We start from the raw sequence: 22,107 nt of genomic DNA on the forward strand, positions 1-22,107 counted from the left end.
GGGCCGGGCGTCATACGTGTTCCGATAGGTACTCCGTCGGCAGGACCGGCTCGCCCCTGGAGAGCTGGGTGGCGGACAGCGGCAGCCCGTCCCTGGCCTCGACGTGCCGCGCCCTGGCGTCGTCCATCGGCTCGCGGCCCACGATCTTCCCGCCGCGCACCAGCGGCACCAGCAGCTCCCGCCCGGCCAGCTCCGCCGGCAGCTCCCCGGTGCCGACGACCTCCGCCTCCGCCACCCCGTACGCGTCCAGCCGCCGGGCCGCCCACTTCCGTCCGCCGATGGACGTCTTCCCGCCGGTCGACCGCTTCGCCACCGGCACCAGCGGCGCGTTTGGGGCGTCGGAGGCGGCGCGGGCCACCAGCTTGTAGACCATCGAGCAGGTCGGGTGCCCGCTGCCGGTGACGAGCCGGGTGCCGACCCCGTACGCGTCCACGGGGGCGGCGGCGAGCGAGGCGATGGCGTACTCGTCGAGGTCGCTGGTGACGATGATCCGGGTCTTCTCCGCGCCCAGCTCGTCGAGCTGCTGGCGCACCCGGTGCGCGACCAGCAGCAGGTCGCCGGAGTCGATGCGCACGGCGCCCAGCTCCGGACCCGCGACCTCCACGGCGGTACGGACCGCGTCGGCCACGTCGTACGTGTCGACCAGCAGCGTGGTCCCCACGCCCATGGACTCCACCTGCGCGGTGAACGCCTCGCGCTCGCTGTCGTGCAGCAGCGTGAAGGCGTGCGCGGCGGTGCCGACGGTGGGGATCGCGTAGCGGAAGCCGGCCGCCAGGTCGGAGGTGGAGGTGAAGCCGCCGACGTACGCGGCCCGCGAGGCGGCCACCGCGGACAGCTCGTGCGTGCGCCGGGCGCCCATCTCGATCAGCGGCCGGCCGCCGGCGGCGACGGCCATCCGGGACGCGGCGGCGGCGATGGCGGAGTCGTGGTTGAGGATCGACAGCACCACGGTCTCCAGCAGCACGCACTCGGCGAAGCCGCCCTCGACGCGCAGCACGGGGGAGCCGGGGAAGTACACCTCGCCCTCGGGGTAGCCCCAGATGTCGCCGGTGAAGCGGAAGTCCGCGAGCCAGTCCAGGGTCGGGGCGTCGACCACGTCGTGCTCGCGGAGGAAGGCCAGCACCTCGGGCTCGAAGCGGAAGCTCTCCAGGGCGTCCAGCACGCGGCCGGTGCCGGCCACGACGCCGTAGCGGCGGCCCTCGGGCAGCCGGCGGGTGAAGGTCTCGAAGACCGAGCGCCGCTCCGCGGTGCCGGCGTGCAGCGCGGCCTGGACCATGGTCAACTCGTAGTGATCGGTGAAGAGGGCCGTCGAGGGGACGGTGACCGGCAGCTTCAGTTCCGACATGCACCTGATCCTACGCCCATACTCGTCACACTGACGATTTCGGGTGTCCGAATGGCTGCGGCACGGCCTCGGGTGGCAGCATGGGGGGCGTCAGGGCTGCGGTAGCAGCCGGAGCTAACGAGGAGTTGCCGCCAACCGTGAGCGTCGCACCCACGGAGATCGAGCGCCCGGAGACCGTCGAGTCCCAGTCACCCGCGGCGGTGCCTGAACCGGACGTCCCCTGGGTGACGATCGTCCACAACGACCCGGTGAACCTCATGAGCTACGTGACGTACGTCTTCCAGGCGTACTTCGGATATCCCAGGGAGAAGGCACGCAAGCTCATGATGGACGTACACACCAAGGGGAGGGCCATCGTCTCCAGCGGCAGCCGCGAGGAGATGGAGCGGGACGTGCAGGCGATGCACGGCTACGGCCTGTGGGCCACCCTCCAGCAGGACCGCTGATGGCGGGGCACTTCGAGGCGGTCCCCGGCGGCGGCGCGGCCGTCGCGCTGGACGAGCTGGAGATCTCCATCCTGCGTACGCTCACCGTGCAGTTGCTGGAGCTGATCGGCCCCGGCGACGAACCCGCGGACGCCCCGCCCGCCGCCGACCCGCTGGACGCGCTCTTCGCCGAGGGCCCCAGCAAGCCGCCGGCCGACCCGGCGCTGGCGCGGCTCTTCCCCGACGCGTACGGCGAGCCCGGCAAGGGGCCGGACGACGAGGAGCGGGCCCGCTCCGCGGAGTTCCGCCGCTACACCGAGCCGGAGCTGCGCGAGAGCAAGCGGGAGAACGCCCTGGCGGTCGTCCGCGGGCTCGACATGCTGACCATGCAGGGCGACGGCGGCGCGGTGCTCAAGATCGGCCCCGAGGAGTCGCGGCAGTGGCTCGCGACGCTCAACGACCTGCGGCTGGCCATAGGCGCGCGGCTCGACATCCGGGACGACGACGACGGCGAGGTGCTCTTCCGGCTGCCGGACGAGGACGAGCGCAAGCCGATGGTGATGGCGTACCTGTGGCTGGGCGGGCTCCAGGAGACCCTGATCGAGACGCTGATGGCGTAGGCCCGTGGGCCCCGCCGCGGGACGGCCCGTTCGGGTGAATGTGCACATAATCACCCTTTTTCCGTGGTAAAGCTGCAGTCGGGGGACTGCACGGGAAAGGGCACAACTCCACATGACCACTGCGAAGGTCCCGGAGGACGGCCGCGCGGCCAGGGCCTCCGACGAGGGCTACGAGCGCGGGCTCGGCAGCCGCCAGATCCAGATGATAGCCATCGGCGGCGCCATCGGAGTGGGCCTCTTCCTGGGTGCCGGCAAGATCATCGAGAAGGCCGGGCCCAGCCTCATCCTCCTCTACGCGCTCGCCGGCGTCGTCATCTTCTTCATCATGCGGGCCCTGGGCGAACTGCTGCTCTACCGGCCGGTCTCGGGCAGCTTCGCCGAGTACGCGCGCGAGTTCCTCGGCCCCTACTTCGGGTACGTCACGGGCTGGACGTACTGGCTGATGTGGGCCGTCACCGGCATGACCGAGCTGACCGCCGCAGCGATCTACATCAACTACTGGTGGCCCGCCGTCCCGCAGTGGCTCAGCGCGCTCGGCTTCCTTCTGCTCCTCTTCGGCGTCAACCTGATCTCGGTGAAGATCTTCGGTGAGCTGGAGTTCTGGTTCTCGATGGTCAAGGTCACCGCGATCATCGGCATGATCGTCATCGGCGTCGGCGTCCTCACCCTCGGCTTCTCCGCCGCCGGATCCACCGCCACCACCACGAACCTCTGGAGCCACGGCGGCTTCTTCCCCCACGGCGTCGGCGACAGCCTCATGACCCTCCAGGGCGTGATGTTCGCCTACCTCGCCGTCGAACTCGTCGGCGTCACCGCGGGCGAGAGCGCGCACCCCGAGAAGAGCCTGCCCAAGGCGATCAACACGCTGCCGTGGCGGATCGTCGTCTTCTACGTCGGCTCGCTGATCGTCATCCTGTCCGTGGTCCGGTGGACGGAGTTCAGCGACGGCGTCAGCCCGTTCGTCGCCGCCTTCGGCAGGATCGGCATCCCGCTGGCCGCCGGCATCGTGAACTTCGTCGTGCTCACCGCCGCCCTGTCGTCGTGCAACTCCGGCATGTACTCCACCGGCCGCATGCTGCGCGACCTGGCCGCCAACGCCGAGGCGCCGAAGCTCTTCGGCAGACTGAGCCCGCGCCGGGTGCCGGCCGCGGGCATCGCCATGTCGGTCGTGGTCATGTCCGTCGGCGTGGTGCTCAACTACCTCGTGCCGGAGAAGGCGTTCGGCTACGTCATGTCCGTGGCCACCGCCGCCGGCATCTGGACGTGGGCGATGATCCTCGTCAGCCACATCCGCTACCGCCGCGCGGTCGTCGCCGGCCGGCTGCCCGCCTCGTCGTTCCCGGCGCCGGGCGGGGTGGTGTGCAGTTGGCTGGCGTTGGCGTTCCTCGCCTTCGTCACCGTGCTCACCGCGCTGGACGCCGACGCCCGCGTCTCGCTGTACGTGGGCGCCGGGTGGGCGGTGCTGCTGTCGGGCGGCTGGGCGCTGAGCCGGCGGCGGGCCGCGGCCCGCACGGGGGAGGCGGCGCCGGAGTACGCCGCGGGGGCGCAGTAGGCGGCGGGCCCGGCCCCGGGGGTGCCGCGCCCGCCGCCCGGCGCGTAGGGTCCGCGGGCTACGCCCAGAGCTGGCCGTGCAGCGCGGCGACGGCCTCCTCCGTGGTCGCGGCGGTGTAGATGCCCGTCGACAGGTACTTCCAGCCGCCGTCCGCGACGAGGAACGCGATGTCCGCGCTCTCCCCGGCCCGTACCGCCTTGCGGCCCACGCCGATCGCGGCGTGCAGCGAGGCCCCGGTGGAGACGCCCGCGAAGATGCCCTCCTCGCTGAGCAGTTCGCGGGTACGGGTCACGGCGTCCTCGGAGCCGACGGAGTAGCGGGTGGTGAGCACCGACTCGTCGTACAGCTCGGGGACGAAGCCCTCGTCGAGGTTGCGCAGCCCGTAGACGAGGTCGTCGTAGCGCGGCTCGGCGGCCACGATCTGCACGTCGGGGCGCTGCTCGCGCAGGAACCGGCCGGCGCCCATGAGCGTGCCCGTGGTGCCGAGGCCGGCGACGAAATGGGTGATCGAGGGCAGGTCGGCGAGGATCTCGGGGCCGGTGGTGGCGTAGTGGGCGCCGGCGTTGTCGGGGTTGCCGTACTGGTAGAGCATCACCCAGTCCGGGTGCTCGGCGGCCAGTTCCTTGGCGACCCGCACGGCGGTGTTGGAGCCGCCCGCGGCGGGGGAGGAGATGATCTCCGCGCCCCACATGGCGAGCAGTTGGCGGCGCTCCTCGCTGGTGTTCTCCGGCATCACGCAGACGATGCGGTAGCCCTTGAGCTTCGCCGCCATGGCCAGCGAGATGCCGGTGTTGCCCGAGGTGGGCTCCAGGATCGTGCAGCCGGGGGTGAGCCGGCCGTCCTTCTCCGCCTGCTCGACCATGAAGAGCGCCGGCCGGTCCTTCACGGAGCCGGTGGGGTTGCGGTCCTCCAGCTTGGCCCAGATCCGCACCTCGGGGGCGGGGGAGAGGCGCGGCAGGTGCACCAGCGGCGTGTTGCCGACCGCGGCGAGCGTGTTGTCGTACCGCATCAGACCGAGCCGCCGGCGACGGCGGGCAGGATCGTCACGCTGTCGCCGTCGGCGAGCTTGGTGGCGATGCCGTCGAGGAAGCGGACGTCCTCGTCGTTGAGGTACACGTTGACGAAGCGGCGCAGGTCGTCGCCGTCGACCAGGCGCTCGCGGATCCCGGCGTGCCGGGACTCCAGGTCGTCGATCAGCTCGGCCAGGGTGGTGCCGTCGCCCTGCACGGCCTTCTGACCGTCGGTGTAGCTGCGGAGGATGGTCGGGATGCGGACCTCGATGGCCATTTCGGGGCTCCTGTGGGATACGGGGAGTCGGGCTGCGGGCGCCGGCGGGCGCGGGCCGGCCGCGTCCGCGGGCGGGCGTACGCGGCCGGGGCCGCCGGGGTCGGGCCGGCGTCAGGCGCGGCCGGCCGCGCGGGGCGGCGCGGGCGGACAGGCGGCACTGGCGAGACGGCAGAGGTCGACGTGCAGACGGGCGACGAGCAGCACCTGCCGGCCCGGGGCTTTCCGGGTCACGTCGTGGTCAACCATGAACTCATCGTATCGATTCCCCGTCCGCGTGCCGGATCGCCGTTTCATGATGCGGACCGGGTGCTCAGCGCGCGGGCGCGTCGTCGTAGGAGGCGACCACGGTGACGTCCTCCTCGGTGATCACACCGTCCACGATGCGGAACGACCGGAAGGAGACGGGCCCTTCACCGTTGCCGGACTCGGCGGTGGAGACCAGGACGTAGTGCGCGCCGGGCTCGTTGGCGTAGGAGACGTCGGTGCGGGACGGGTACGCCTCGGTGGCGGTGTGCGAGTGGTAGATCACCACCGGCTCCTCGTCGCGGTCGTCCATCTCCCGGTAGAGCCTGAGCAGGTCCTGCGAGTCGAACTCGTAGAACGTGGGGGAGCGGGCGGCGTTGAGCATGGGGATGAAGCGCCGCGGCCGGCCGTCGGCGGGTGCGGGGGCCGGGCCCGCGACGACGCCGCACGCCTCGTCGGGGTGGTCCTTGCGGGCGTGGGCGACGATCTGCTCGTACAGCTCCTCCGAGATGGTCAGCATGGGCGCAAGGATGACACGGCGGCGGAGGGCGTACCTCGTACGTTCCGAACGCTGAGACGAATCGGCTCGGATGCCGGGCGGGCGCCGCCGGGCAGGGGTGCCGGGCGGCCTCAGGTGTCCGACAGGTGGCGGACCTGGTCCCACACCGCCGGGTCCACCGGGCCGGACCTGCGGCGGAAGTCCCGGAGGTGGATCTCGCGCAACTCGTCCGTCGCCAGGAACCCCGGGCGGCCCCGGGCGTCGTCGACGGTGGCGGGCGGCAGCGGGATCACGCCGGGCCGCTCGCCGTCCCGCCGGGTGGTGATCCGGGCCACCGTCACGGTGACGCCGGCGGTCTTCACCACCAGGCACGGCGCCACGCCGTCGGCGGCGTACCCGTCCTCGTCTCCGTCGTCGTCCCCGTCCGGGACGCGCGCCCACCACACCTCGCCCGGCCGCGGCCCGGCGCCCCGCTCGCCCTCCGGCCGCCGGTGCGCGCGCCGCACCCGCCCGAAGCTGTCGACCAGCCCGGCGATCACGGCCAGCACCACCACGGCCACGATGGCCGGCCACCACGAGGTGTCCATGCGCCGATCCTAGGACCTGCCCCCGTCTCCCGCCCGCGTCGTGACACCGGCGCCCCCGCGTCGTGCCGCGGCCGACGCCGCGCAGGTGGGCACGCGGACCGTGCCCCGTCGCCATACTGGTGATTCCGCCCACAACCGGGATGGCCGGGGGACCGCTGCGGCCCGTCCCGGCTTACCCTCGGCAGAGCCGGCGGGGCATCGTCGCCCCGTCCCGACCGTGCCGGAGGTCCCTCCCCGATGAAGCTCACCGTCGTCGGTTGCTCGGGCTCGTTCCCGTCCGCGGACTCCGCGTGTTCGAGCTACCTGGTCGAGGCGGAGGGCTTTTCGCTCCTGCTCGACATGGGCAACGGCGCGCTGGGGGCACTGCAGCAGCACTGCGGACTGTACGACCTCGACGCCATCCTGCTGAGCCACCTGCACGCGGACCACTGCATCGACATGTGCGCCTACTTCGTCGCGCGCTACTACCGCCACGACGGCGGCCCCGCCGAGGTGCTCCCCGTCTACGGCCCCAAGGGCACGGAGCAGCGGCTGACCACGGCATACGCGGACACCCCCTCGGAGACGTCGATGAGCGAGGTCTTCGACTTCCGGGCGCTGGAGCGCAGCGCGTTCGAGATCGGCCCGTTCACGGTGCACGCGGACCGGGTGAGCCACCCCGTCGAGGCGTACGCCTTCCGGATCGAGCACGGCGGGCGCAGCCTCGTCTACTCCGGCGACACCGGCCCCTGCGGGGCGCTGACCGAACTGAGCGCGGACGCCGATCTGCTGCTGTGCGAGGCGGCGTTCACGCACGGCCGCGAGGAGATCCCCGACCTCCACCTCAACGGCCGCGAGGCGGGCGAGGCCGCCGCGGCGGCGGGGGTGGGGCGGCTGGTGCTGACCCACATCCCGCCGTGGACGGACCCGCAGGTGAACCTGCGGGACGCGAAGGGCGCGTACGAGGGGCCCGTCGAACTGGCGCGCGCGGGCGCGGTGTACGAGGTCTGAGGGTCCCCCTCACGCCTTGTACTGGGCCTTCTCCTCCTCCGCTATCTCCTCGTCGGTCTCCCGGCCCGGGGTGGGCAGGTTGAACCTGACGATGGCGAAGCGGAAGATCACGTAGTAGACCGCCGCGAAGCACAGCCCCATCAGCGCCAGCCCCCACGGGTTGGTCGCGATGCCGAGGTTGTGCAGGCCCGTACCGAGGACCGGCCAGATGTAGCCGAAGGCGACGCCGAGGAGCAGGCCCGCGAAGGACCATGCTGCCTATCGCGACGCTGCCTGCCGCCGCGCTGCTCACCCGGCTCGGCGCCCCCGACATGCTGGGCAAGGAGTCCCTGCCGGACTCCCTCAACAGGATCGGCGAGTTCATGGCCGCGGGCGGCTGCGCGCTGCTCGACAACATGGCGATCCTCTTCGCCATCGGCATCGCGATCGGCTTCGCGCGCAAGTCCGACGGCTCCACCGCGCTCGCCGCCGTCGTCGGCTACCTGGTCTTCAGCAACGTCCTCGGCACCTTCCACGACGACAACACCGACGCCCCCGTCGACGCCGGCGTCCTCGGCGTCGTCGTCGTCATCGGCCTCGTCGCCGCGCTTCTCTACCAGCGGTACAGCCGCACCAAACTCCCCGACTAGCTCGGCTTCTTCGGCGGTCGCCGGCTCGTGCCGATCCTCACAGGCTGCGGCCCAGGCGCTGGGCGTTGGCCATGATGCGGGACCCGCGGCCCTCTTGCCGGCCTGGTCGGCACCGGCCGATACGGAAGCCGTGGACATCACACTCCTCCATCGGAACGCAGGTGGTCTACACCTTTGAGTGATGTAGGCCTGTTCTCATACGGGGAGTGCGGCTGACGGAATATTCTATTCCGATCGCGGGCGCTGCCGGGGTATTAAGTCCCGTTTTGCGGATATCGGCGAGGTCGGCGCTTCTCGCCGGCTGGCGCATAGTGGAGTAGACCAGTGCCCTCATGGGAGAAACCTGGAGCGTGTGGCATGCCCAGCAAGGCTGAGAAGATCGTCGCTGGCCTCGGCGGGATCGGGAACATCGACGAGATTGAGGGCTGCATCACCCGCCTCCGCACGGAGGTCGTGGACCCGGCGCTGGTCGACGACGCCGCGCTGAAGGCCGCGGGCGCCCACGGCGTCGTCCACCTGGGCACGGCGGTCCAGGTCGTCGTCGGCACGGACGCGGACCCCCTGGCCGCGGAGATCGAGGACATGATGTAGTCGACGGGGACGGGGACGGGGACGGGGACGGGGACGGGGACGGGCCGCGGGGCCTCGTCCGGGGGTGGGGGCTGTGGCGGGGGTCGGGGCGGGGCGCGTTGCGTATCCGTCGACGGAGCGCGTTCGGCGAGGACCGGGTGTCTGCTTCGTCCGACCTGCCTGAGTTTGCCTCCGGCTTGGTCTCCGAAATCACCAACGATCCGGATGCCTGCGGAACTTTGCCACGCCCTGCGCGTAACCGGAGCGGAGCGTTCGGATATGCCGGTTCCGGCAACTCTCATCCTGCGGAATGCAGAATGGAATTTCAGTTGCCTGGGTGTGGCGGCAGCGGAACGCACCCCTGCCTCCACGTTATCCACAGGCTCAAATCCGGGGTGGTGGAGGCCGCGGCGGCTCCGATAGCGTCGTCTGCCTGACGTATCGTCACCGCTACCGGGAGTTGATCGTGTCCCCCCGCGCCCTTTCCGCCGCCGCGCTGGCGGCTGTTGCCACCCTGAGCCTGCTGCTGACCGCGTGCGGCGGCGACGAGGAAGGTGACCCCCCTTCGGACGACAAGATCCAGGGCGCCGACAAGGGGGAGGAGTCGCCCTCGCCGAGCGCTCCGGAGGAGGCGGCGGGCAGACCGGAGATCAAGCTTCCTGAGGACATCACGTACCAGTTCGAGTGGTCCAAGACCGGTGATCCGGACAAGGACGCCGTGCTCCAGGACGGGGAGCAGCTCATCAAGGCGATCGACATGGCGATTGTGGAGCAGGATCCGACCCACGAGGCGTTGCTGTTCTACACCGAGGGTGATGCAGCGGCGGAAGCTGAGCGGTTCGTCCAGGGCTACGTAGACGACAAGGACCGCACGACAGGGCGTTACCGCTTCTACAACGAGCAGGTGCAAGTCGCAGGAGACGGCACGGCGACGCTGCTGTATTGCGAAGACCAGTCGAAGGCGTATGCCAAGTCATTGAAGACCGGCAAGGTTTACGTGACGGATCCTTCCGCAGATGACTACGTCGTCTACAACTCCAAGATGCGCAAAGACGGCAACGGCGTGTGGGTCACCGAGGAGATCTTGGCGGAGAGGGGGGCCGCACAGTGTCAGTAGTGCGAATGCTGCGCAGGATCGCCGTTGTGGTCGGTGCTTCGGTGGTCTTAGCAATCACCGCTGCACCGGTTCATGCAGGAGATGACAAGGGGGACGGCGACGTTTTCGGTGGTGGCGGCGACGGCGGCGAGTACACCGATGGCGGTGCCGAGGGGCAAGTGCTCGACGCAGGGTCCGGCGGGATGGTGATCGACGAGTCTGCGAATGGGCCGGGGGCTGGGGGAGGGCCCCGCGGGTCCGGTGGAGCGCTGGATCCGGTGGGAGATTGGTCGCCGCCGCCGTGCTGGTATGCGCCGAAGTACACGCCCGAGCAACTGAAGAAGGAGCGGGAGCACACCTGGTCGCTGGACTCCACGGGCCATCAGTTCGACAGTATGGAGCGGGCCAAGTACGTGACGGGCGGTATTGAACCGGGAACGTACAAAGACTTCAACATGGCCAAGTCTGGTAAGGGCTTCTGGTGGGACGGCTACGTGCCGGACGGTGGTGAGGGCGTCCCCGGAGCGATGGACTGCGACGAGGGGCCGTTCTGGGTGGACAGGGGCGATCCCCCGCCGGCCCAGTACGAGAATGCCGTCACGCCGCAGATTCTCGCGGAGCTCGCTTACGACCGTATTCGCGTGCCGGACACCGAGATCAGCCTCAAGCCCGACGCGGAGAACGCGCAGAAGGTGAACCTCCCCACCTGGGCCTGGCTGGACGACGCCACCTTCGAACCCGTCTCGGTCACCGCCAGGGTGCCGGTGCTGGGCTTATGGGCCAGAACCACCGCCACCCCCGTCTCGCTCACCATCGACCCCGGCACCGACGAGGCCGAGTTGCATCCCTCCTCGGGCACCTGCCCCATCAACGACGACGGCTCCATCGGCACCCCGTACTCACCGGGGTCGGCCGAGGAGACGCCGCCGTGCGGGCTGACCTACCTGCGTGCCACGCCGGACGGTGAGACCTATCCGTTCCGGGCCACGATCACCTGGTCCATCGAATGGGAAGGCTCCGGCGACACGGGCGGCGACCTGCCCGACGGTTCCTTCGGCGCGACCACCGAGCTGGAGGTCGACGAGATCCAGTCCATCGTCCGCTGACGCGCGTGAGGAGGGCATGTGAGCGATCTGTACGTGGACATGGAGACCCTCGACCGGGTCCGGCGCAACATCGAGCGCATATCGGAGCTGATGAAGCGGCCGGGCCGGGAGATGGAGGAGGTCGACGGCTGGTCCATGGGCGTGGACGCGCTGGCCAGTCGGATGGATGAGTTCGGGGACGAGTGGTCGTACGGCATCGGGCAGATCGAGAAGTTCTCCGATGCCGCGTCGGAGGCCCTGCTGAAGGTCAAGCAGGAGTTTCAACGGGTGGACGGTGAGCTTGCCGACGCCCTCCCGCGATCGCGCTCCCAGGCCGGCGGGGGACGTGCATGAGTGCGTTACAGCCGGCCGACTTCTCCTCCCTCGGGTTCATGCCCTGCCCGGGGGACCTGCGCGGGGCCGAGAACGTCGCCGGGGTGGTGCGGCGGACGGCGCGGGCGCTGTCGGAGATATCCCACGTGCTGCACGGCACCGGGCCGGGGGACTGGAAGGGAAAGGCGGCGGAGGCGTTCCGCGAGAAGTTCGAGGACGACTTCCGGCCCAAGATGGACGAGGCCCGTGACTCGTTCGGCATGGCCGCCACGGCCCTGGAGGGCTGGGCCGAGTACATGCGTGTCCAGCAGGCGACGGCGCGCCGGCTGGAGCGGGAGGCCGAGGACGCCGAGCGCGAACTGAGCAAGGCGCTGCGCAAACTGGACTCGGCCACCGATGACGACGAGCCCTCGGACAGCGGCTCCCCGGACCGGTACCGGCAAGCCAGCACGGCAGGGGACAAGCCAGATCGGGCCCGCGAGGAGGAGCAGCGCCGGGAGGCGCAGGGCGCGGTCGACGACGCCTCCGTGCGGCTGGAAGACGTACGCCGCCGCGCCCGTTCGCTGGCCGACGACTACCGGGCGGAAGGACACGCGGTCGCGAACCGCCTCCGCGGCGCGATGGAGATCGCCCCGGACGAGCCCGGACTGTTCGACAAGATCGGCGACACCATCAGCGATCTGTCCGGCTCGTTCGGCGAGTACCTGGAGACGGTCACCGAGGGCATCGCCAAGCTGGCCGACGACGTCGTCCAGTGGGTGGAGGACCACGCGGCCAACATCGCTGCGGTCGGGGATGTGTTCGCGGCCGTCAGCGCGGTATTCGGGGCAATCTCTACGGCTCTCTACATCGCTACCGCGGCGACTAAGATTCCCCACCTCGCATTGGCTGCTGCCGCTTTCGGTAACGTGGCGGAGGGTACGGCAACCCTTGCCTTCGCCGCGCACGGTCTAGCTCGGTTGGCAGGGGCCGATGTCTCAGATCGCACGTTAGCGCAGGATGCGGCGGGTGCAATCCCCTTCGGAGCTAACGTGCGATTTGTAGGGAACACTGGACGGGCTATTGCGGATAGTCGACACGCTGCAGGTGCCTCTATGCTCGGACTGCTCGACTCGTGGGCTGGGCTTAAGGAGAATCCCGAGGTGTTCGGTAATTTCATTCCCCAAAGCAACCGGCAGAAGGCGCAGATGTTCCTGCCCGGTGGGGGTGGCGTCATGCTCGTCGGGCTGGAGAACGCATGGAAATCGGCCTGATTGTCTGGGAGTGATGTGGGATGAATGATGGAGAAGTCATCGCCTACTTCGACGGACGGCCGACCGCGGAGATCACGATTCACTCGGCCTGGGACGTCCCGCGGATGGCCGACATGGCCTATGAGTTCGGTTATGTGCTTTGCCGGGTCTTTCATTGGCGGAGCACGACACGGCTGGTCTTCGAGCGAGATGACACAGATCACGCACGGCGCAGAGCCGTATGGTCCCTGAACTACTATCGAGCGTATGGAAGATGGGGTCGCCAGCAGCCCCAGTTTCAGCTTCCCAGCTATATGGGTCGCCGTGTTGAACCGCTGGATGCGGCGCGAGCACGCTATGCCTTGGCGCTTTTTCGGAACAAGGTGTGGCACGTGCGCCTGGCCATATCTGGGGCCGCGCTCATCGCCGTCGTCGTTTGGCACTACCGAGACAGCGTCGCGGTGGTTGTCCCGGTGGCGCTGGCTGGCGGTTCACTGATGTTGGTCGCGGGCATTTCACCGTGGCTGCCGAGTAAGCGACTGAGGCGGTATGAGCAGACGGTGAAGACATTCGAGCTGCAGCAGGCGGTTGAGCGGGGGTTCATCCCGCCTCCGCCGCCCAGTAACGGAGACTGAGGGCGGGCCTCATGGCATTGGTTACCTTCGAGGTTCCTGCGGGCTATAGCCAGATTCCCGTTGGGGTGACTCTGGCTCAGAGCCGTGAGTTTGTGGCCGGTCCTGCTGCTGCGTGGGGGGTGGCGGGCGACGAAGCGGAGAACCAAGCGGTCCAACTGCAGCAGTGGTCTACTGCACTGCAAGTGCTCGGTGCCATGTACGCGGGGGCGTACTGGCAGGGGGAGGGTGATCAGCCGCGGTTCGGGGTTCTGCTCGTGGCTGCTCAGCCGCTCGCCCACGGTGACCCCCACCTCGCCTCGCGGGGACTCCCGCATGCTCTGCGTGACCCCGAGGACGGTGCGATAGCCGCCAAGCCGTTCGACTTGCCCTGCGGCCCGGCGTCCGTCTTCGTACGACAGGTCGGCCTGCCCATGGGCGAGGAGCAGTCCGCCGCGGGGGGCGATGCTGTGGTGCCGGTCGGGGAGTTCCAGGCGTTCGTTCCGGTGCCTCGCGATCTGTCGGCCGGGCGTGAGGAGATGGTCGTCGTCGCCTTCCAGACGCCGGATCTGGACCACTGGGACACGTACGCGCAGCACCTCGTGTCCCTGCTGAAGAGCATCGAGTTCGACGAGGAGCCGGGGGACGGCTGAGCGGGACGTCCGTCGGCGCAGTGTCGGGCGATTGAGACAGGCAGACCGTGGCAGATTGACGACGATGCGAAGCTCCGGCGGTTCCAGGCAGCTCGGGAAGGGGTACCTGGGACAACCGGAGCTTCGTTGCGTGCGAAACGACTTTTGAATCAGCCCTGGTCGGTGGGGAACTCGTTCGCCTTGACTGCTGTCACGAAGGACCGCCAGGCGTCGCCGGTGAAGACGAGGGCGGGGCCGTGGGGGTCTTTGGAGTCGCGTACGGGGACGGCGGGGTGGCCGTCGGCGATCTCGATGCAGCTCCCGTTGCTGCCCCCGCTGTAGCTGGACTTACGCCACGTCGTCAACGTTGACGCAACGGCGATGACATGATCACGCATTCCGGAACTCCTCTGCTGCTGCCTCTAGGAGAGAAATGGACGCACGGTGAGACAGTGCATCACCGAGTGCGAGACCGTAGTACGTGTGGCACGTCGCGACCCGGCCCGGATCGTCGAGCAACTGCCCCGTGGTCACGCCCTCAACGTACGACACCGGCGCCATGGCGTCGAACGACATAAGGCTCATCATTCCCTCCATCAGCGAGTGCGCCCCGGCAGAGAAGGGGACCACGTGTAACCGGATGCGCCCGGCGTCAGCGAGGCTCGCGATGTGCTCTACCTGCGCTGCCATGACCTCCGGGCCTCCGACCGCGCGCCGAATGACGCCCTCGTCAAGGACCGTCCACAGGGCCGGAGACTTCGGATCGTCGAGGATCCGAGCCCGTTCAAGCCGGTTGAGGACCCGCCGGTCAAGCTCCTCCCACGTGTGGTTGGGCTGCACCGCCCGGAAGATCGCGCGGGCGTAGTCCGCTGTCTGGAGCAGCCCGGGTACCGCAGAGACGGCAAACTCACGAATGACAACGGCCAGTCGCTCCAGCTCTGCTGCCTCCGCGAAGTGGTCGGCGTAGGGGCCCTCAAGGTTCACGAGCCAGCGCGCGAAGAACCCGTCGGTCCCCAGAGCCTGGTCGATCCGCTGGGCGTCCTCCATCCGAGGCAGCCGCCGCCCGGCCTCGAAGTGGCTGATCAGCGTCGGAGAACACACCACCACCTCGGCCAGCGCCTCCTGCGTCATCCCCTTCGCCAGCCGCCGGAGCCTCAGTTCCTCGCCGTACTTCTGGCGCGGGGTCTTGCACGTCTCCATGTTGCCTCCCACGTGAACGACGCACCGTCAGCCGAACAACTCTGGTGCAGCGTAGTAGCACCAAGTAATGCTTGATGTACAGAAAGCGATGATTCGACAGAAGGGGTAAATCCATGGGTGAGGAAGGTCAGTGCGGGGGACGGCGCCCGGGTGGTCGCCCCCCGGTTGCAGTCGCTGGGCGACCCGCGGGGACGGGGGCGTTGGGCTTCATGGCGGGCGGATAGGGTCGGAGTCATGGCTACCTCTGAGACCCCCGGCGGCTTCGGCCGTGTCGACGGACGTACCCCCGCCGAACTGCGTCCCGTGGCGCTGGAACGCGGCTGGAGCATGCACGCCGAGGGGTCGGTGCTGGTGTCCTTCGGCGACACCCGGGTGCTGTGCACCGCCAGCTTCACCGAGGGAGTGCCGCGCTGGCGCAAGGGCAGCGGGGAGGGGTGGGTCACCGCGGAGTACGCGATGCTGCCGCGGTCCACGAACACCCGGGGCGACCGCGAGTCCGTCCGCGGCAAGATCGGCGGGCGGACGCACGAGATCTCCCGGCTGATCGGCCGGTCGCTGCGCGCCGTCATCGACTTCAAGGCGCTGGGCGAGAACACCGTCGTGCTCGACTGCGACGTCCTCCAGGCCGACGGCGGCACCCGTACCGCCGCCATCACCGGGGCGTACGTGGCCCTCGCCGACGCCGTCGCGTGGGGCCGGCGGAACAAGCTGATCAAGTCCAAGGCGACACCGCTGACCGGCACCGTGGCCGCGGTCAGCGTCGGCATCGTCGGCTCCGTGCCGCTGCTCGACCTCTGCTACGAGGAGGACGTGCGGGCGGAGACCGACATGAACGTCGTCTGCACCGGCGACGGACGCTTCGTCGAGGTGCAGGGCACCGCCGAGGGCGAGCCGTTCGCCCGCGCCGAACTCGACGCGCTGCTCGACCTCGCGGTCGGCGGCTGCGCGCAGCTCGACACGCTGCAGCGCAAGGCACTGGAGGGAGACCAGTCAACTACCCGGCCCTGAAGGGCCGGGCTTGCAGGCAGAGTGAGACGTGATGCCCCACTGTGGTTCCCTGCGTCCGGTACCGCTAGGCGGTACTGGGGCGGTTGACTGCGCCCCGCTTCCACACAGCATCGGCCCGGTGGGCGATGTTGCGGGAGCCGTTGTGGTCCGCGTGCAGGACGATCCCGCAGGACTTGCACGCGAACCGGGCCTGGCTGGTCCGGTTGGACCGGTGCGTGTGCCAGCACTCGGAGCACTGGCGGGAGGTGTTGCGCGGGTCCACATGGACCACGGGCACACCTGCCCGCTTGGCTTTGTACTCGACGAACGCGCCGAGCTGGGCGAATGCCCAGGAGCGCAGTCGTGCCCGCTGGTCTTTCTTGGCCGTGACCCTCTGGCGGATACCGGACAGGTCTTCCAGTCCGATGCCCCGGGAGGTGCGTTCAGCGGTGGCGACGAGCTTCTTGGCGATGATGTGGTTGCGCTGGGTGGCGTACCGGGATTCCTTGCGCCGCTGGCGCTTGAGGGCCCGGGCCGTGCTCTTGGTGCGCTTCTTCTGGAGCTTGGTGCGCAGGTCGCGCTTGCGCTGCCGGTACCGGTTGACCTGACGTCCGGCCATGATCTCGCCGTCGGAGGTGGTGGCGATGTTGACGATGCCGAGATCCACCCCGAGGAAACCGTCAGGCGCGTACGCCTCGGGTTCGGGGGCGTCGATGGTGGCGACCAGGAAGAACATGCCGTCCCGCATCACCAGGTCGGATTCTCCCTTGCGGGAGGCCAGGAGCGTCATCGCCTCGGGCGCGCACACGAACGGGATGCCCTTGATCCGCCCGGCAACCGTCCAGATGGACACGGTCTGGGCGTCCAGGTTCCAGGTCAGGATGCGGTCGTCGTACGGCTGCGCCGCACCCTCCCGGAAACGGATCGGCTTCGACTCCACCCGCGTACGGCGCTTGGAGCCCTCCGGGCCGTAGTTCCCCGCCCGCAGGTTGCCCTTGAGCGTGGCGTACGCATCACACACCTTCTTGACGGTGCGTACAGCAGCCTGCGCCCCGAGATCAAAGTCCGCCTTGATGTGGTGGTACACGGCATCCTGCAACCCGTTCCGGCGCTTCAGGTCCTTCGCGAACGCCACCTCGGATGCCGCGTTCGCGGCCCGGTTGCAGGCGCGCAAGGTCGCTGCCAGTGCGTCCGCGTCATGAGCGGACGCAGGCAACAACTTCACCTGCGCGACAATCTTCACGCAGAACACGCTATTACGGTGGATCATCGGAGGCCAACTTGCCGTACAGGCACGGTCTTTCGCCCTGGCGGCGAAACCCCGCCCCTAGCCCCGCTACGCGGGAGCTTCGATTCCTCCCCGGCCTGAAGGCCGGGGCATCCTCGAAGGAGACACAGTGAAGGGAAAGAAGTTCTTCGTGCGCGGAGGCGCCGCGCTCGCGGCGGCCGCCGCCGCGGTGACGCTCACCGGCGCGTGTGACGCGGTGAACAAGGCCATCGACTGCGGCCAGCTCGCCACCGAGATAGCGGCCGACGTCGACCGGTTGCAGGAGGCCGTTTCCGGCGCCGGCGAGAGCCCGCAGGGCGCCGCGAACGCGCTCGACGAGATCGACAAGAGCCTCAACGACTTCGGCGACAAGTCCGACGACGCCGACGTCGGCGCCGCCGTCGACGACCTCCAGCAGGCCGTCGACAACGCCCAGCAGGCCGCCGACCGCGGCGACGTGCCCGACTTCCGGCCGGTCGGCGACGCCGCCGGCGAGCTGACGAACGTCTGCACCCCGTGACCGCGCACCGCCTCGTCCTCGCCACCCGCAACGCGGGCAAGATCACCGAACTGCGCACCATCCTCGGCGAGGCCGGCGTCGACGCGGAGCTGCTCGGCGCCGACGACTTCCCCGACGCCCCCGACGTGCCCGAGACCGGCGTCACCTTCGCCGCGAACGCGCTGCTCAAGGCGCACGCGCTGGCGCAGGCCACCGGGCTGCCCGCGGTCGCCGACGACTCCGGGCTCTGCGTCGACGTGCTCGGCGGCGCGCCCGGCATCTTCTCCGCCCGCTGGGCGGGCCGGCACGGTGACGACGCGGCGAACCTCGCCCTGCTCCTCGCCCAGCTCTCCGACGTCGGCCCCGAGCACCGCGCCGCGCACTTCGCCTGCGCCGCGGCGCTCGCGCTGCCCGACGGCACGGAGCGCGTCGCGGAGGGGCGGCTGGAGGGCACGCTGCGGTACGAGCCGGCGGGCACCGGCGGCTTCGGGTACGACCCGATCCTCCAGCCCCTGGGCGAGGACCGTACCTGCGCGGAGCTGACCCCCGAGGAGAAGAACGCCATCAGCCACCGCGGCAAGGCCTTCCGCGCCCTGGCCCCGTCGGTGCGGGAGCTGCTCAAGGGCTGAGAACCGCCGCCTCGCGTACGGGCCGCCCCGCGCCCCCGTACCTGCGCGGAACGGGCGCCGCCGGAACCCTCCGGCGGCGCCCCTCGCGCGGTTCTGCCGCTACGCTGCCTTGATCTCCTGCCGCTGCCGGCCCAGCCCGTCGACCTCCAGCTCCACCACGTCCCCCGCCTTCAGGTACGGCTTCGGCTCCGCCATCCCGAGCGCGACCCCCGCCGGCGTACCGGTGTTGATCACATCGCCCGGGTAGAGCGTCATGAACTGGCTGAGATACCGGACCACGTGCGCCACCGGGAAGATCTGGTCGGCCGTCGTGCCGTCCTGCCGCTTCTCGCCGTTCACCCACAGCCGCAGCCCCAGGGCCTGCGGGTCCGGCACCTCGTCGGCCGTCACCAGCCACGGGCCCAGCGGGTTGAACGTCTCGCAGTTCTTGCCCTTGTCCCACTGCCCGCCCCGCTCCAACTGGAAGGCGCGCTCGGAGACGTCGTGCGCCACGGCGTAGCCGGCGACGGCGGCCAGCGCGTCCGCGTCGGACTCCAGGTAGCGGGCCGTACGGCCGATGACCACCGCCAGCTCCACCTCCCAGTCCGTCTTCTCGCTGCCGCGCGGCACGAGGACGGCGTCCTCGGGGCCCACCACCGTGTCCGGGGCCTTCATGAAGAGGATCGGCTCCGCCGGGATGGCCGCGCCGGTCTCGGCGGCGTGGTCGTGGTAGTTCAGCCCGATGCACACGATCTTGCCGATCCGGGCCAGCGGCGGGCCCGTCCGCAGGCCCTCGCCGGCCAGCGCCGGCAGCTCGCCGGCCGCGGCGGCGTCCCGTACGCGGGCGAGCGCCGCGTCGTCGGACAGCAGCGCTCCGTCCACGTCGGACACGACTCCGGAGAGGTCCCGCAGGGTCCCTCCGTCGTCCAGCAGGGCCGGGCGCTCGCTCCCCGGCGGTCCGACACGCAGCAGCTTCATGTGATGACTCCCCTCTCCGCGGTCGATCGATCATCCGTTGACCGGTGTTCACTCCGCAAGGCCCCGTTCAGCCCGTGGACCCGGTTGGCGGGGCGGGGCGGTAGAGGAGGGTGCGTTCCGCGGCGGTCCAGGCGGTGGTGGTCGCCAGGTAGAGTCCGGCGGCGAGCGGCACGATCGCGGCCGTGACCAGGGTGCCGAAGGACAGCAGGGGCAGCCAGCGGGTCAGCCCGGCGGCGGGGCCGGGCAGTTGGGCGGGCTCAGGTGCGGGCTTCCCGCCCTTCTTCCCCTTCCTGCCCGCCGCCTGCCCCGCCTGTGCCGCCTTCTGTACGGCCGCCGCCTCCGCCTTCCGCTCGGCGAGCATCCGCCGGCCGCGCCAGAACGTGTACGCGGCCACCGCGGCGATCACCGCGAACAGCCCCGCGTACACCCGCCCGTGCGCGCCGAACACCCCGCCGTCGGCGAGCGCGTCGGACCACCGCCCGCCCAGCGGGGCGCCGAGCAGGGTGTGGGTGAGCAGGTCGTGGTCGTGGCCGGTGAAGAGCCGGTACATCACCATGAACACCGGGATCTGCAGGACCATCGGCCCGCAGCCCGCCAGCGGCGAGGCGCCGGCGTCCGCGTACGTCTCGGTGAGCGCGCGGCGCAGCCGCTCGGGATCGCCGCGGTGCTTGCGCTGCACCTCGGCCACCTGCGGCGCGAGGTCCCTGCGCACGCGGTCGCCGCGCGCCGCCGCGCGGGCGAGGGGGTGCAGGGCGAGGCGTACGCACAGGGTGAAGACGATGATCGCGACGGCGGTGGCGGAGGCGCCGAAGAGGGGGTCGAGGGTGTCTGCGAGCGTGGACAGGAGCGCGGAGAGCGCGCCGAATACGGACATGGAAGGGCTCCACGGGTCTCGTCGTGCCGGATGAGGGGGCGGCGTGACGAGCCGTGCGGGGCGCCCGGCGGGCGGTGATCGCGGGGTAACGGGCAGCGCACGGGCTGCGCGCTACGGGCGGGGGTGCGCCGGTGCGCCTACACGGCCGTCGACAGGCGACGGCCGGGCGCCCGGGGCCGCGGGCGGCCCGCGGAGTCGGGGTCCCGCTGGGGCAGGAAGGCGGTGCGCAGCGCCCGTTCGCGCAGCGCGGTGCGGATCTGCGCCTGCGACGGCGGCGGTACGGCGGCGGCGACGCAGGCCACCGCGGCGAGCAGCGTCAGCGCGGCGGAGGCGGCGGCGCCGGCGAGGCCGGTGGCCACGCCGGTCTCGTCGAGGACGACGTCGGCGGCGAGGAGCAGCAGGGCGACGGCAAGCGCGCGCGTGCGGGTCATGGCCCCCAGGACGCGCAGCGTCCCGGTGGTCCTCCCCGCGCCGTCCGCCGTCTCGCCGTGCATGGGGGCATCGTACGCCGTACGCCCCGGCCCGTGAGCCCGGACTCAGCCCGCGACGGCCCGGTACACGGTGTAGATGACCAGGCCCGCGAGCGAGCCCACCACCGTGCCGTTGATGCGGATGAACTGCAGGTCCCGGCCGATGTTCGCCTCGATCTTGCGCGACGTCTGGTCCGCGTCCCAGCTCGCGACCGTGTCCGAGATCAGCGAGGTGATCTGGTGCTGGTACGTCGTCACCACGTGGGTCGCGACGTCCTCCGCCCAGCCGTCGACCTTCGCCTGCAGCCGCTCGTCCGCCGCCATCCGCTGCCCGAACGACAGCAGCGCCGCCCGCGCCCGCAGCCGCAGCTCGCTGCGCTCGTCCTCCGCCGCGCCGACGATCATGCCGCGCAGCGACGTCCACGCCGAGGCGATGAAGTCCTGCACCTCGTCGCGGGCGAGGATCTCGCCCTTGAGCCGCTCGACGCGCGCCCGGGTCGGGGTGTCGCCCTGGAGGTCGGCGGCGAAGTCGGTGAGGAACCGGTCGAGCGCGCCGCGCGCCGGGTGCTCCGGCGAGTCGCGCATCTCGCCGATGAACCGCAGCAGTTCCTTGTAGACGCGCTCGCCGACCCGGCGGTCGACGAACTTCGGGGTCCAGCCGGGCGCGCCCCCGGCGACCGCGCCGACGACCGACGGGCCGTTGAGGATCAGCCACGCCTCGGCGCGTTCGCAGACCAGGTCGACGACGCGGCGGTGGCCGCCGTCCGCGACGACCTTCTCCAGCAGCTTGCCGAGGCCGGGACCGACCTCCAGGGCGGCGGCCCGGCGGTTGATGGCCTCGCCGACGATGGCCTGCACGTCGTTGTCCCGCAGGACGGCCAGAGCGCCGCGCAGCACGGTCGACGCCTCGGCGGTGACGCGGTCGGCGTTGGCGGGCTCGGCGAGCCAGCCGCCGACGCGGCTGCCGAGGCCGAGAGCGTGCAGCCGGGTGCGGACGACGTCGGCGGAGAGGAAGTTCTCGCCGACGAAGTCGCCGAGGCTCTGGCCGAGCTGGTCCTTCTTGGTGGGGATGATCGCGGTGTGCGGGATGGGCAGCCCGAGGGGCCGTTTGAAGAGCGCCGTGACCGCGAACCAGTCGGCCAGCGCGCCGACCATGCCCGCCTCCGCCGCCGCGGCGACGTAGCCGGACCAGGCGCCGGCGCCGTTGTGCTGTGCCCAGCGGGCGAGCGTGAAGACCGCGGCGGCCAGCAGCAGCAGGCCGGTGGCGATGGTCTTCATGCGGCGCACGCCGCGCCGCTTCTCCGCGTCGGCGTCCGTGTACGCGAAGCCCCCGGGTCCTTCCGCTGCCGCTCGGTCCATCCCGCTCCGTCCGCTCACGCCGTTTCCTGACGGCCATTGTCCCCGGGCCCGGCACCATCTTTCACTTCAGGAACGGTTGGCGGGTTCCCGGTGTCCCGGGCGGGGGCCGGGGCCACGTTCGTAACTTTA

Annotated in this window: 27 protein-coding genes and 2 pseudogenes; 15 read left to right on the plus strand and 14 right to left on the minus strand. The window is 70.5% G+C overall.

The genetic code is table 11. The features are described 5' to 3' along the window. Positions 1-10: 10 nt before the first annotated feature. Entirely contained in the window at positions 11-1,345 is a 1,335-nt protein-coding gene (locus O7599_RS26330; protein ID WP_281618090.1) for a nicotinate phosphoribosyltransferase, read from the minus strand. A gap of 137 nt (positions 1,346-1,482) precedes the next feature. On the opposite strand from O7599_RS26330, the gene clpS reads away from it, so the two are divergent. The 3 genes from clpS to O7599_RS26345 all read left to right on the plus strand — a co-directional run bounded on the left by clpS (position 1,483) and on the right by O7599_RS26345 (position 3,942). Then, positions 1,483-1,791 carry an ATP-dependent Clp protease adapter ClpS gene (gene clpS, locus O7599_RS26335; protein WP_018834043.1) on the plus strand — a complete coding sequence of 103 codons (309 nt, stop codon included), beginning with the start codon at positions 1,483-1,485 and terminating at the stop codon, positions 1,789-1,791. Next, positions 1,791-2,390 (plus strand): DUF2017 domain-containing protein, encoded by a 600-nt coding sequence (locus O7599_RS26340; protein WP_281618091.1) that lies wholly within the window; start codon positions 1,791-1,793, stop codon positions 2,388-2,390. Before clpS ends, O7599_RS26340 begins: the two co-directional genes overlap by 1 nt. 112 nt (positions 2,391-2,502) lie before the next feature. Then, on the plus strand, positions 2,503-3,942 hold the full coding sequence (locus O7599_RS26345; protein WP_281618092.1) for an amino acid permease: 1,440 nt from the start codon (positions 2,503-2,505) through the stop codon (positions 3,940-3,942). A 58-nt stretch (positions 3,943-4,000) separates the two neighbouring features. Here the strand turns inward: O7599_RS26345 and O7599_RS26350 are convergent, their stop codons facing one another. The 5 genes from O7599_RS26350 to O7599_RS26370 all read right to left on the minus strand — a co-directional run bounded on the left by O7599_RS26350 (position 4,001) and on the right by O7599_RS26370 (position 6,558). Further along, positions 4,001-4,951, minus strand: coding sequence for a cysteine synthase (locus O7599_RS26350; RefSeq protein ID WP_281618093.1), 951 nt, complete (start codon positions 4,949-4,951; stop codon positions 4,001-4,003). Further along, positions 4,951-5,229 carry a MoaD/ThiS family protein gene (locus O7599_RS26355; protein WP_281618094.1) on the minus strand — a complete coding sequence of 93 codons (279 nt, stop codon included), beginning with the start codon at positions 5,227-5,229 and terminating at the stop codon, positions 4,951-4,953. The genes O7599_RS26350 and O7599_RS26355 overlap by 1 nt, the downstream gene beginning before the upstream one ends. A gap of 111 nt (positions 5,230-5,340) precedes the next feature. Next, positions 5,341-5,475 (minus strand): putative leader peptide, encoded by a 135-nt coding sequence (locus O7599_RS26360; protein ID WP_348652565.1) that lies wholly within the window; start codon positions 5,473-5,475, stop codon positions 5,341-5,343. Positions 5,476-5,539: 64 nt separating this feature from the next. Next, positions 5,540-5,992: a M67 family metallopeptidase gene (locus O7599_RS26365; protein WP_281618096.1), complete on the minus strand. Its 453-nt coding sequence runs from the start codon at positions 5,990-5,992 to the stop codon at positions 5,540-5,542. A 110-nt stretch (positions 5,993-6,102) separates the two neighbouring features. After that, positions 6,103-6,558, minus strand: a complete 456-nt coding sequence (locus tag O7599_RS26370; protein ID WP_281618097.1) for a type II toxin-antitoxin system PemK/MazF family toxin — start codon at positions 6,556-6,558, stop codon at positions 6,103-6,105. A 237-nt stretch (positions 6,559-6,795) separates the two neighbouring features. On the opposite strand from O7599_RS26370, the gene O7599_RS26375 reads away from it, so the two are divergent. Further along, complete coding sequence (locus O7599_RS26375) at positions 6,796-7,548, plus strand: MBL fold metallo-hydrolase (RefSeq protein WP_281618098.1); 753 nt, start codon at positions 6,796-6,798, stop codon at positions 7,546-7,548. Between the two features lie 9 nt (positions 7,549-7,557). Here the strand turns inward: O7599_RS26375 and O7599_RS26380 are convergent. Then, positions 7,558-7,737, minus strand: a pseudogene (locus tag O7599_RS26380) (PTS sugar transporter subunit IIA); the annotation flags it as partial. A gap of 62 nt (positions 7,738-7,799) precedes the next feature. Here O7599_RS26380 and O7599_RS26385 point away from each other — a divergent pair. From O7599_RS26385 to O7599_RS26420, 8 genes and pseudogenes are all read left to right on the plus strand, one after another. Next, positions 7,800-8,174 (plus strand): annotated as a pseudogene (locus O7599_RS26385) (PTS transporter subunit EIIC); the annotation flags it as partial. Between the two features lie 360 nt (positions 8,175-8,534). Next, positions 8,535-8,768, plus strand: a complete 234-nt coding sequence (locus O7599_RS26390) for a PTS glucose/sucrose transporter subunit IIB (protein ID WP_281618099.1) — start codon at positions 8,535-8,537, stop codon at positions 8,766-8,768. A gap of 445 nt (positions 8,769-9,213) precedes the next feature. Next, positions 9,214-9,864 (plus strand): hypothetical protein, encoded by a 651-nt coding sequence (locus O7599_RS26395; protein ID WP_281618100.1) that lies wholly within the window; start codon positions 9,214-9,216, stop codon positions 9,862-9,864. Between the two features lie 5 nt (positions 9,865-9,869). Continuing rightward, entirely contained in the window at positions 9,870-10,949 is a 1,080-nt protein-coding gene (locus tag O7599_RS26400) for a hypothetical protein (protein WP_281618101.1), read from the plus strand. Positions 10,950-10,967: 18 nt separating this feature from the next. Next, entirely contained in the window at positions 10,968-11,282 is a 315-nt protein-coding gene (locus tag O7599_RS26405) for a hypothetical protein (RefSeq protein WP_281618102.1), read from the plus strand. Next, positions 11,279-12,514 (plus strand): putative T7SS-secreted protein, encoded by a 1,236-nt coding sequence (locus O7599_RS26410; RefSeq protein ID WP_281618103.1) that lies wholly within the window; start codon positions 11,279-11,281, stop codon positions 12,512-12,514. Before O7599_RS26405 ends, O7599_RS26410 begins: the two co-directional genes overlap by 4 nt. A 20-nt stretch (positions 12,515-12,534) precedes the next feature. Next, the gene (locus tag O7599_RS26415) at positions 12,535-13,128 is read left to right on the plus strand and encodes a hypothetical protein (RefSeq protein ID WP_281618104.1); all 594 of its coding nucleotides are present in this window, start codon (positions 12,535-12,537) and stop codon (positions 13,126-13,128) included. 254 nt (positions 13,129-13,382) lie between these two features. Then, entirely contained in the window at positions 13,383-13,757 is a 375-nt protein-coding gene (locus tag O7599_RS26420) for a hypothetical protein (RefSeq protein WP_281618105.1), read from the plus strand. Positions 13,758-13,906: 149 nt separating this feature from the next. Here O7599_RS26420 and O7599_RS26425 read toward each other — a convergent pair whose 3' ends face one another. Together O7599_RS26425 and O7599_RS26430 are read right to left on the minus strand one after the other, a co-directional pair. After that, entirely contained in the window at positions 13,907-14,134 is a 228-nt protein-coding gene (locus O7599_RS26425; protein ID WP_281618106.1) for a DUF397 domain-containing protein, read from the minus strand. Then, positions 14,127-14,936 carry a helix-turn-helix transcriptional regulator gene (locus O7599_RS26430; RefSeq protein WP_281618107.1) on the minus strand — a complete coding sequence of 270 codons (810 nt, stop codon included), beginning with the start codon at positions 14,934-14,936 and terminating at the stop codon, positions 14,127-14,129. Before O7599_RS26430 ends, O7599_RS26425 begins: the two co-directional genes overlap by 8 nt. 234 nt (positions 14,937-15,170) lie before the next feature. Here O7599_RS26430 and rph point away from each other — a divergent pair, with 234 nt between their 5' ends. Next, the gene (rph, locus tag O7599_RS26435; RefSeq protein WP_281618108.1) at positions 15,171-15,944 is read left to right on the plus strand and encodes a ribonuclease PH; all 774 of its coding nucleotides are present in this window, start codon (positions 15,171-15,173) and stop codon (positions 15,942-15,944) included. 64 nt (positions 15,945-16,008) lie between these two features. Here rph and O7599_RS26440 read toward each other — a convergent pair whose 3' ends face one another. Next, a complete protein-coding gene (locus tag O7599_RS26440) occupies positions 16,009-17,193 on the minus strand; it encodes a transposase (RefSeq protein WP_281618109.1) in 1,185 nt (394 codons plus the stop codon). A 127-nt stretch (positions 17,194-17,320) separates the two neighbouring features. Between O7599_RS26440 and O7599_RS26445 the strand changes: the two genes are divergently transcribed. Both O7599_RS26445 and rdgB read left to right on the plus strand, forming a co-directional pair. Further along, complete coding sequence (locus O7599_RS26445) at positions 17,321-17,710, plus strand: hypothetical protein (RefSeq protein ID WP_281618110.1); 390 nt, start codon at positions 17,321-17,323, stop codon at positions 17,708-17,710. After that, complete coding sequence (rdgB, locus tag O7599_RS26450) at positions 17,707-18,318, plus strand: RdgB/HAM1 family non-canonical purine NTP pyrophosphatase (RefSeq protein WP_281618111.1); 612 nt, start codon at positions 17,707-17,709, stop codon at positions 18,316-18,318. Before O7599_RS26445 ends, rdgB begins: the two co-directional genes overlap by 4 nt. A gap of 99 nt (positions 18,319-18,417) precedes the next feature. Here rdgB and O7599_RS26455 read toward each other — a convergent pair whose 3' ends face one another. The 4 genes from O7599_RS26455 to O7599_RS26470 all read right to left on the minus strand — a co-directional run bounded on the left by O7599_RS26455 (position 18,418) and on the right by O7599_RS26470 (position 21,978). Further along, positions 18,418-19,275, minus strand: a complete 858-nt coding sequence (locus tag O7599_RS26455; RefSeq protein WP_281618112.1) for a fumarylacetoacetate hydrolase family protein — start codon at positions 19,273-19,275, stop codon at positions 18,418-18,420. A gap of 67 nt (positions 19,276-19,342) precedes the next feature. After that, complete coding sequence (gene yidC / locus O7599_RS26460) at positions 19,343-20,149, minus strand: membrane protein insertase YidC (protein ID WP_281618113.1); 807 nt, start codon at positions 20,147-20,149, stop codon at positions 19,343-19,345. 137 nt (positions 20,150-20,286) lie between these two features. Beyond that, entirely contained in the window at positions 20,287-20,580 is a 294-nt protein-coding gene (locus tag O7599_RS26465) for a DUF6412 domain-containing protein (protein WP_281623517.1), read from the minus strand. Positions 20,581-20,685: 105 nt separating this feature from the next. Continuing rightward, positions 20,686-21,978, minus strand: a complete 1,293-nt coding sequence (locus tag O7599_RS26470; protein ID WP_281618114.1) for a DUF445 domain-containing protein — start codon at positions 21,976-21,978, stop codon at positions 20,686-20,688. Positions 21,979-22,107 lie beyond the last annotated feature (129 nt).

It is taken from the genome of Streptomyces sp. WMMC500, from assembly GCF_027497195.1.
Classification (GTDB): domain Bacteria; phylum Actinomycetota; class Actinomycetes; order Streptomycetales; family Streptomycetaceae; genus Streptomyces.

What these genes read in the sequence shown, in the direction of transcription:
- O7599_RS26375 (WP_281618098.1), top strand. Translation starts at nt 6,796, where the DNA reads ATGAAGCTCACCGTCGTCGGTTGCTCGGGCTCGTTCCCGTCCGCGGAC.
- O7599_RS26365 (WP_281618096.1), bottom strand. Translation starts at nt 5,992, where the DNA reads ATGCTGACCATCTCGGAGGAGCTGTACGAGCAGATCGTCGCCCACGCC.
- rph (WP_281618108.1), top strand. Translation starts at nt 15,171, where the DNA reads ATGGCTACCTCTGAGACCCCCGGCGGCTTCGGCCGTGTCGACGGACGT.
- O7599_RS26370 (WP_281618097.1), bottom strand. Translation starts at nt 6,558, where the DNA reads ATGGACACCTCGTGGTGGCCGGCCATCGTGGCCGTGGTGGTGCTGGCC.
- O7599_RS26355 (WP_281618094.1), bottom strand. Translation starts at nt 5,229, where the DNA reads ATGGCCATCGAGGTCCGCATCCCGACCATCCTCCGCAGCTACACCGAC.
- O7599_RS26465 (WP_281623517.1), bottom strand. Translation starts at nt 20,580, where the DNA reads ATGACCCGCACGCGCGCGCTTGCCGTCGCCCTGCTGCTCCTCGCCGCC.
- O7599_RS26330 (WP_281618090.1), bottom strand. Translation starts at nt 1,345, where the DNA reads ATGTCGGAACTGAAGCTGCCGGTCACCGTCCCCTCGACGGCCCTCTTC.
- O7599_RS26430 (WP_281618107.1), bottom strand. Translation starts at nt 14,936, where the DNA reads ATGGAGACGTGCAAGACCCCGCGCCAGAAGTACGGCGAGGAACTGAGG.
- O7599_RS26415 (WP_281618104.1), top strand. Translation starts at nt 12,535, where the DNA reads ATGAATGATGGAGAAGTCATCGCCTACTTCGACGGACGGCCGACCGCG.
- O7599_RS26390 (WP_281618099.1), top strand. Translation starts at nt 8,535, where the DNA reads ATGCCCAGCAAGGCTGAGAAGATCGTCGCTGGCCTCGGCGGGATCGGG.
- yidC (WP_281618113.1), bottom strand. Translation starts at nt 20,149, where the DNA reads ATGTCCGTATTCGGCGCGCTCTCCGCGCTCCTGTCCACGCTCGCAGAC.
- O7599_RS26350 (WP_281618093.1), bottom strand. Translation starts at nt 4,951, where the DNA reads ATGCGGTACGACAACACGCTCGCCGCGGTCGGCAACACGCCGCTGGTG.
- O7599_RS26345 (WP_281618092.1), top strand. Translation starts at nt 2,503, where the DNA reads ATGACCACTGCGAAGGTCCCGGAGGACGGCCGCGCGGCCAGGGCCTCC.
- O7599_RS26440 (WP_281618109.1), bottom strand. Translation starts at nt 17,193, where the DNA reads ATGATCCACCGTAATAGCGTGTTCTGCGTGAAGATTGTCGCGCAGGTG.
- O7599_RS26425 (WP_281618106.1), bottom strand. Translation starts at nt 14,134, where the DNA reads ATGCGTGATCATGTCATCGCCGTTGCGTCAACGTTGACGACGTGGCGT.
- O7599_RS26360 (WP_348652565.1), bottom strand. Translation starts at nt 5,475, where the DNA reads ATGGTTGACCACGACGTGACCCGGAAAGCCCCGGGCCGGCAGGTGCTG.
- O7599_RS26470 (WP_281618114.1), bottom strand. Translation starts at nt 21,978, where the DNA reads ATGGACCGAGCGGCAGCGGAAGGACCCGGGGGCTTCGCGTACACGGAC.
- O7599_RS26400 (WP_281618101.1), top strand. Translation starts at nt 9,870, where the DNA reads ATGCTGCGCAGGATCGCCGTTGTGGTCGGTGCTTCGGTGGTCTTAGCA.
- O7599_RS26455 (WP_281618112.1), bottom strand. Translation starts at nt 19,275, where the DNA reads ATGAAGCTGCTGCGTGTCGGACCGCCGGGGAGCGAGCGCCCGGCCCTG.
- O7599_RS26410 (WP_281618103.1), top strand. Translation starts at nt 11,279, where the DNA reads ATGAGTGCGTTACAGCCGGCCGACTTCTCCTCCCTCGGGTTCATGCCC.
- O7599_RS26340 (WP_281618091.1), top strand. Translation starts at nt 1,791, where the DNA reads ATGGCGGGGCACTTCGAGGCGGTCCCCGGCGGCGGCGCGGCCGTCGCG.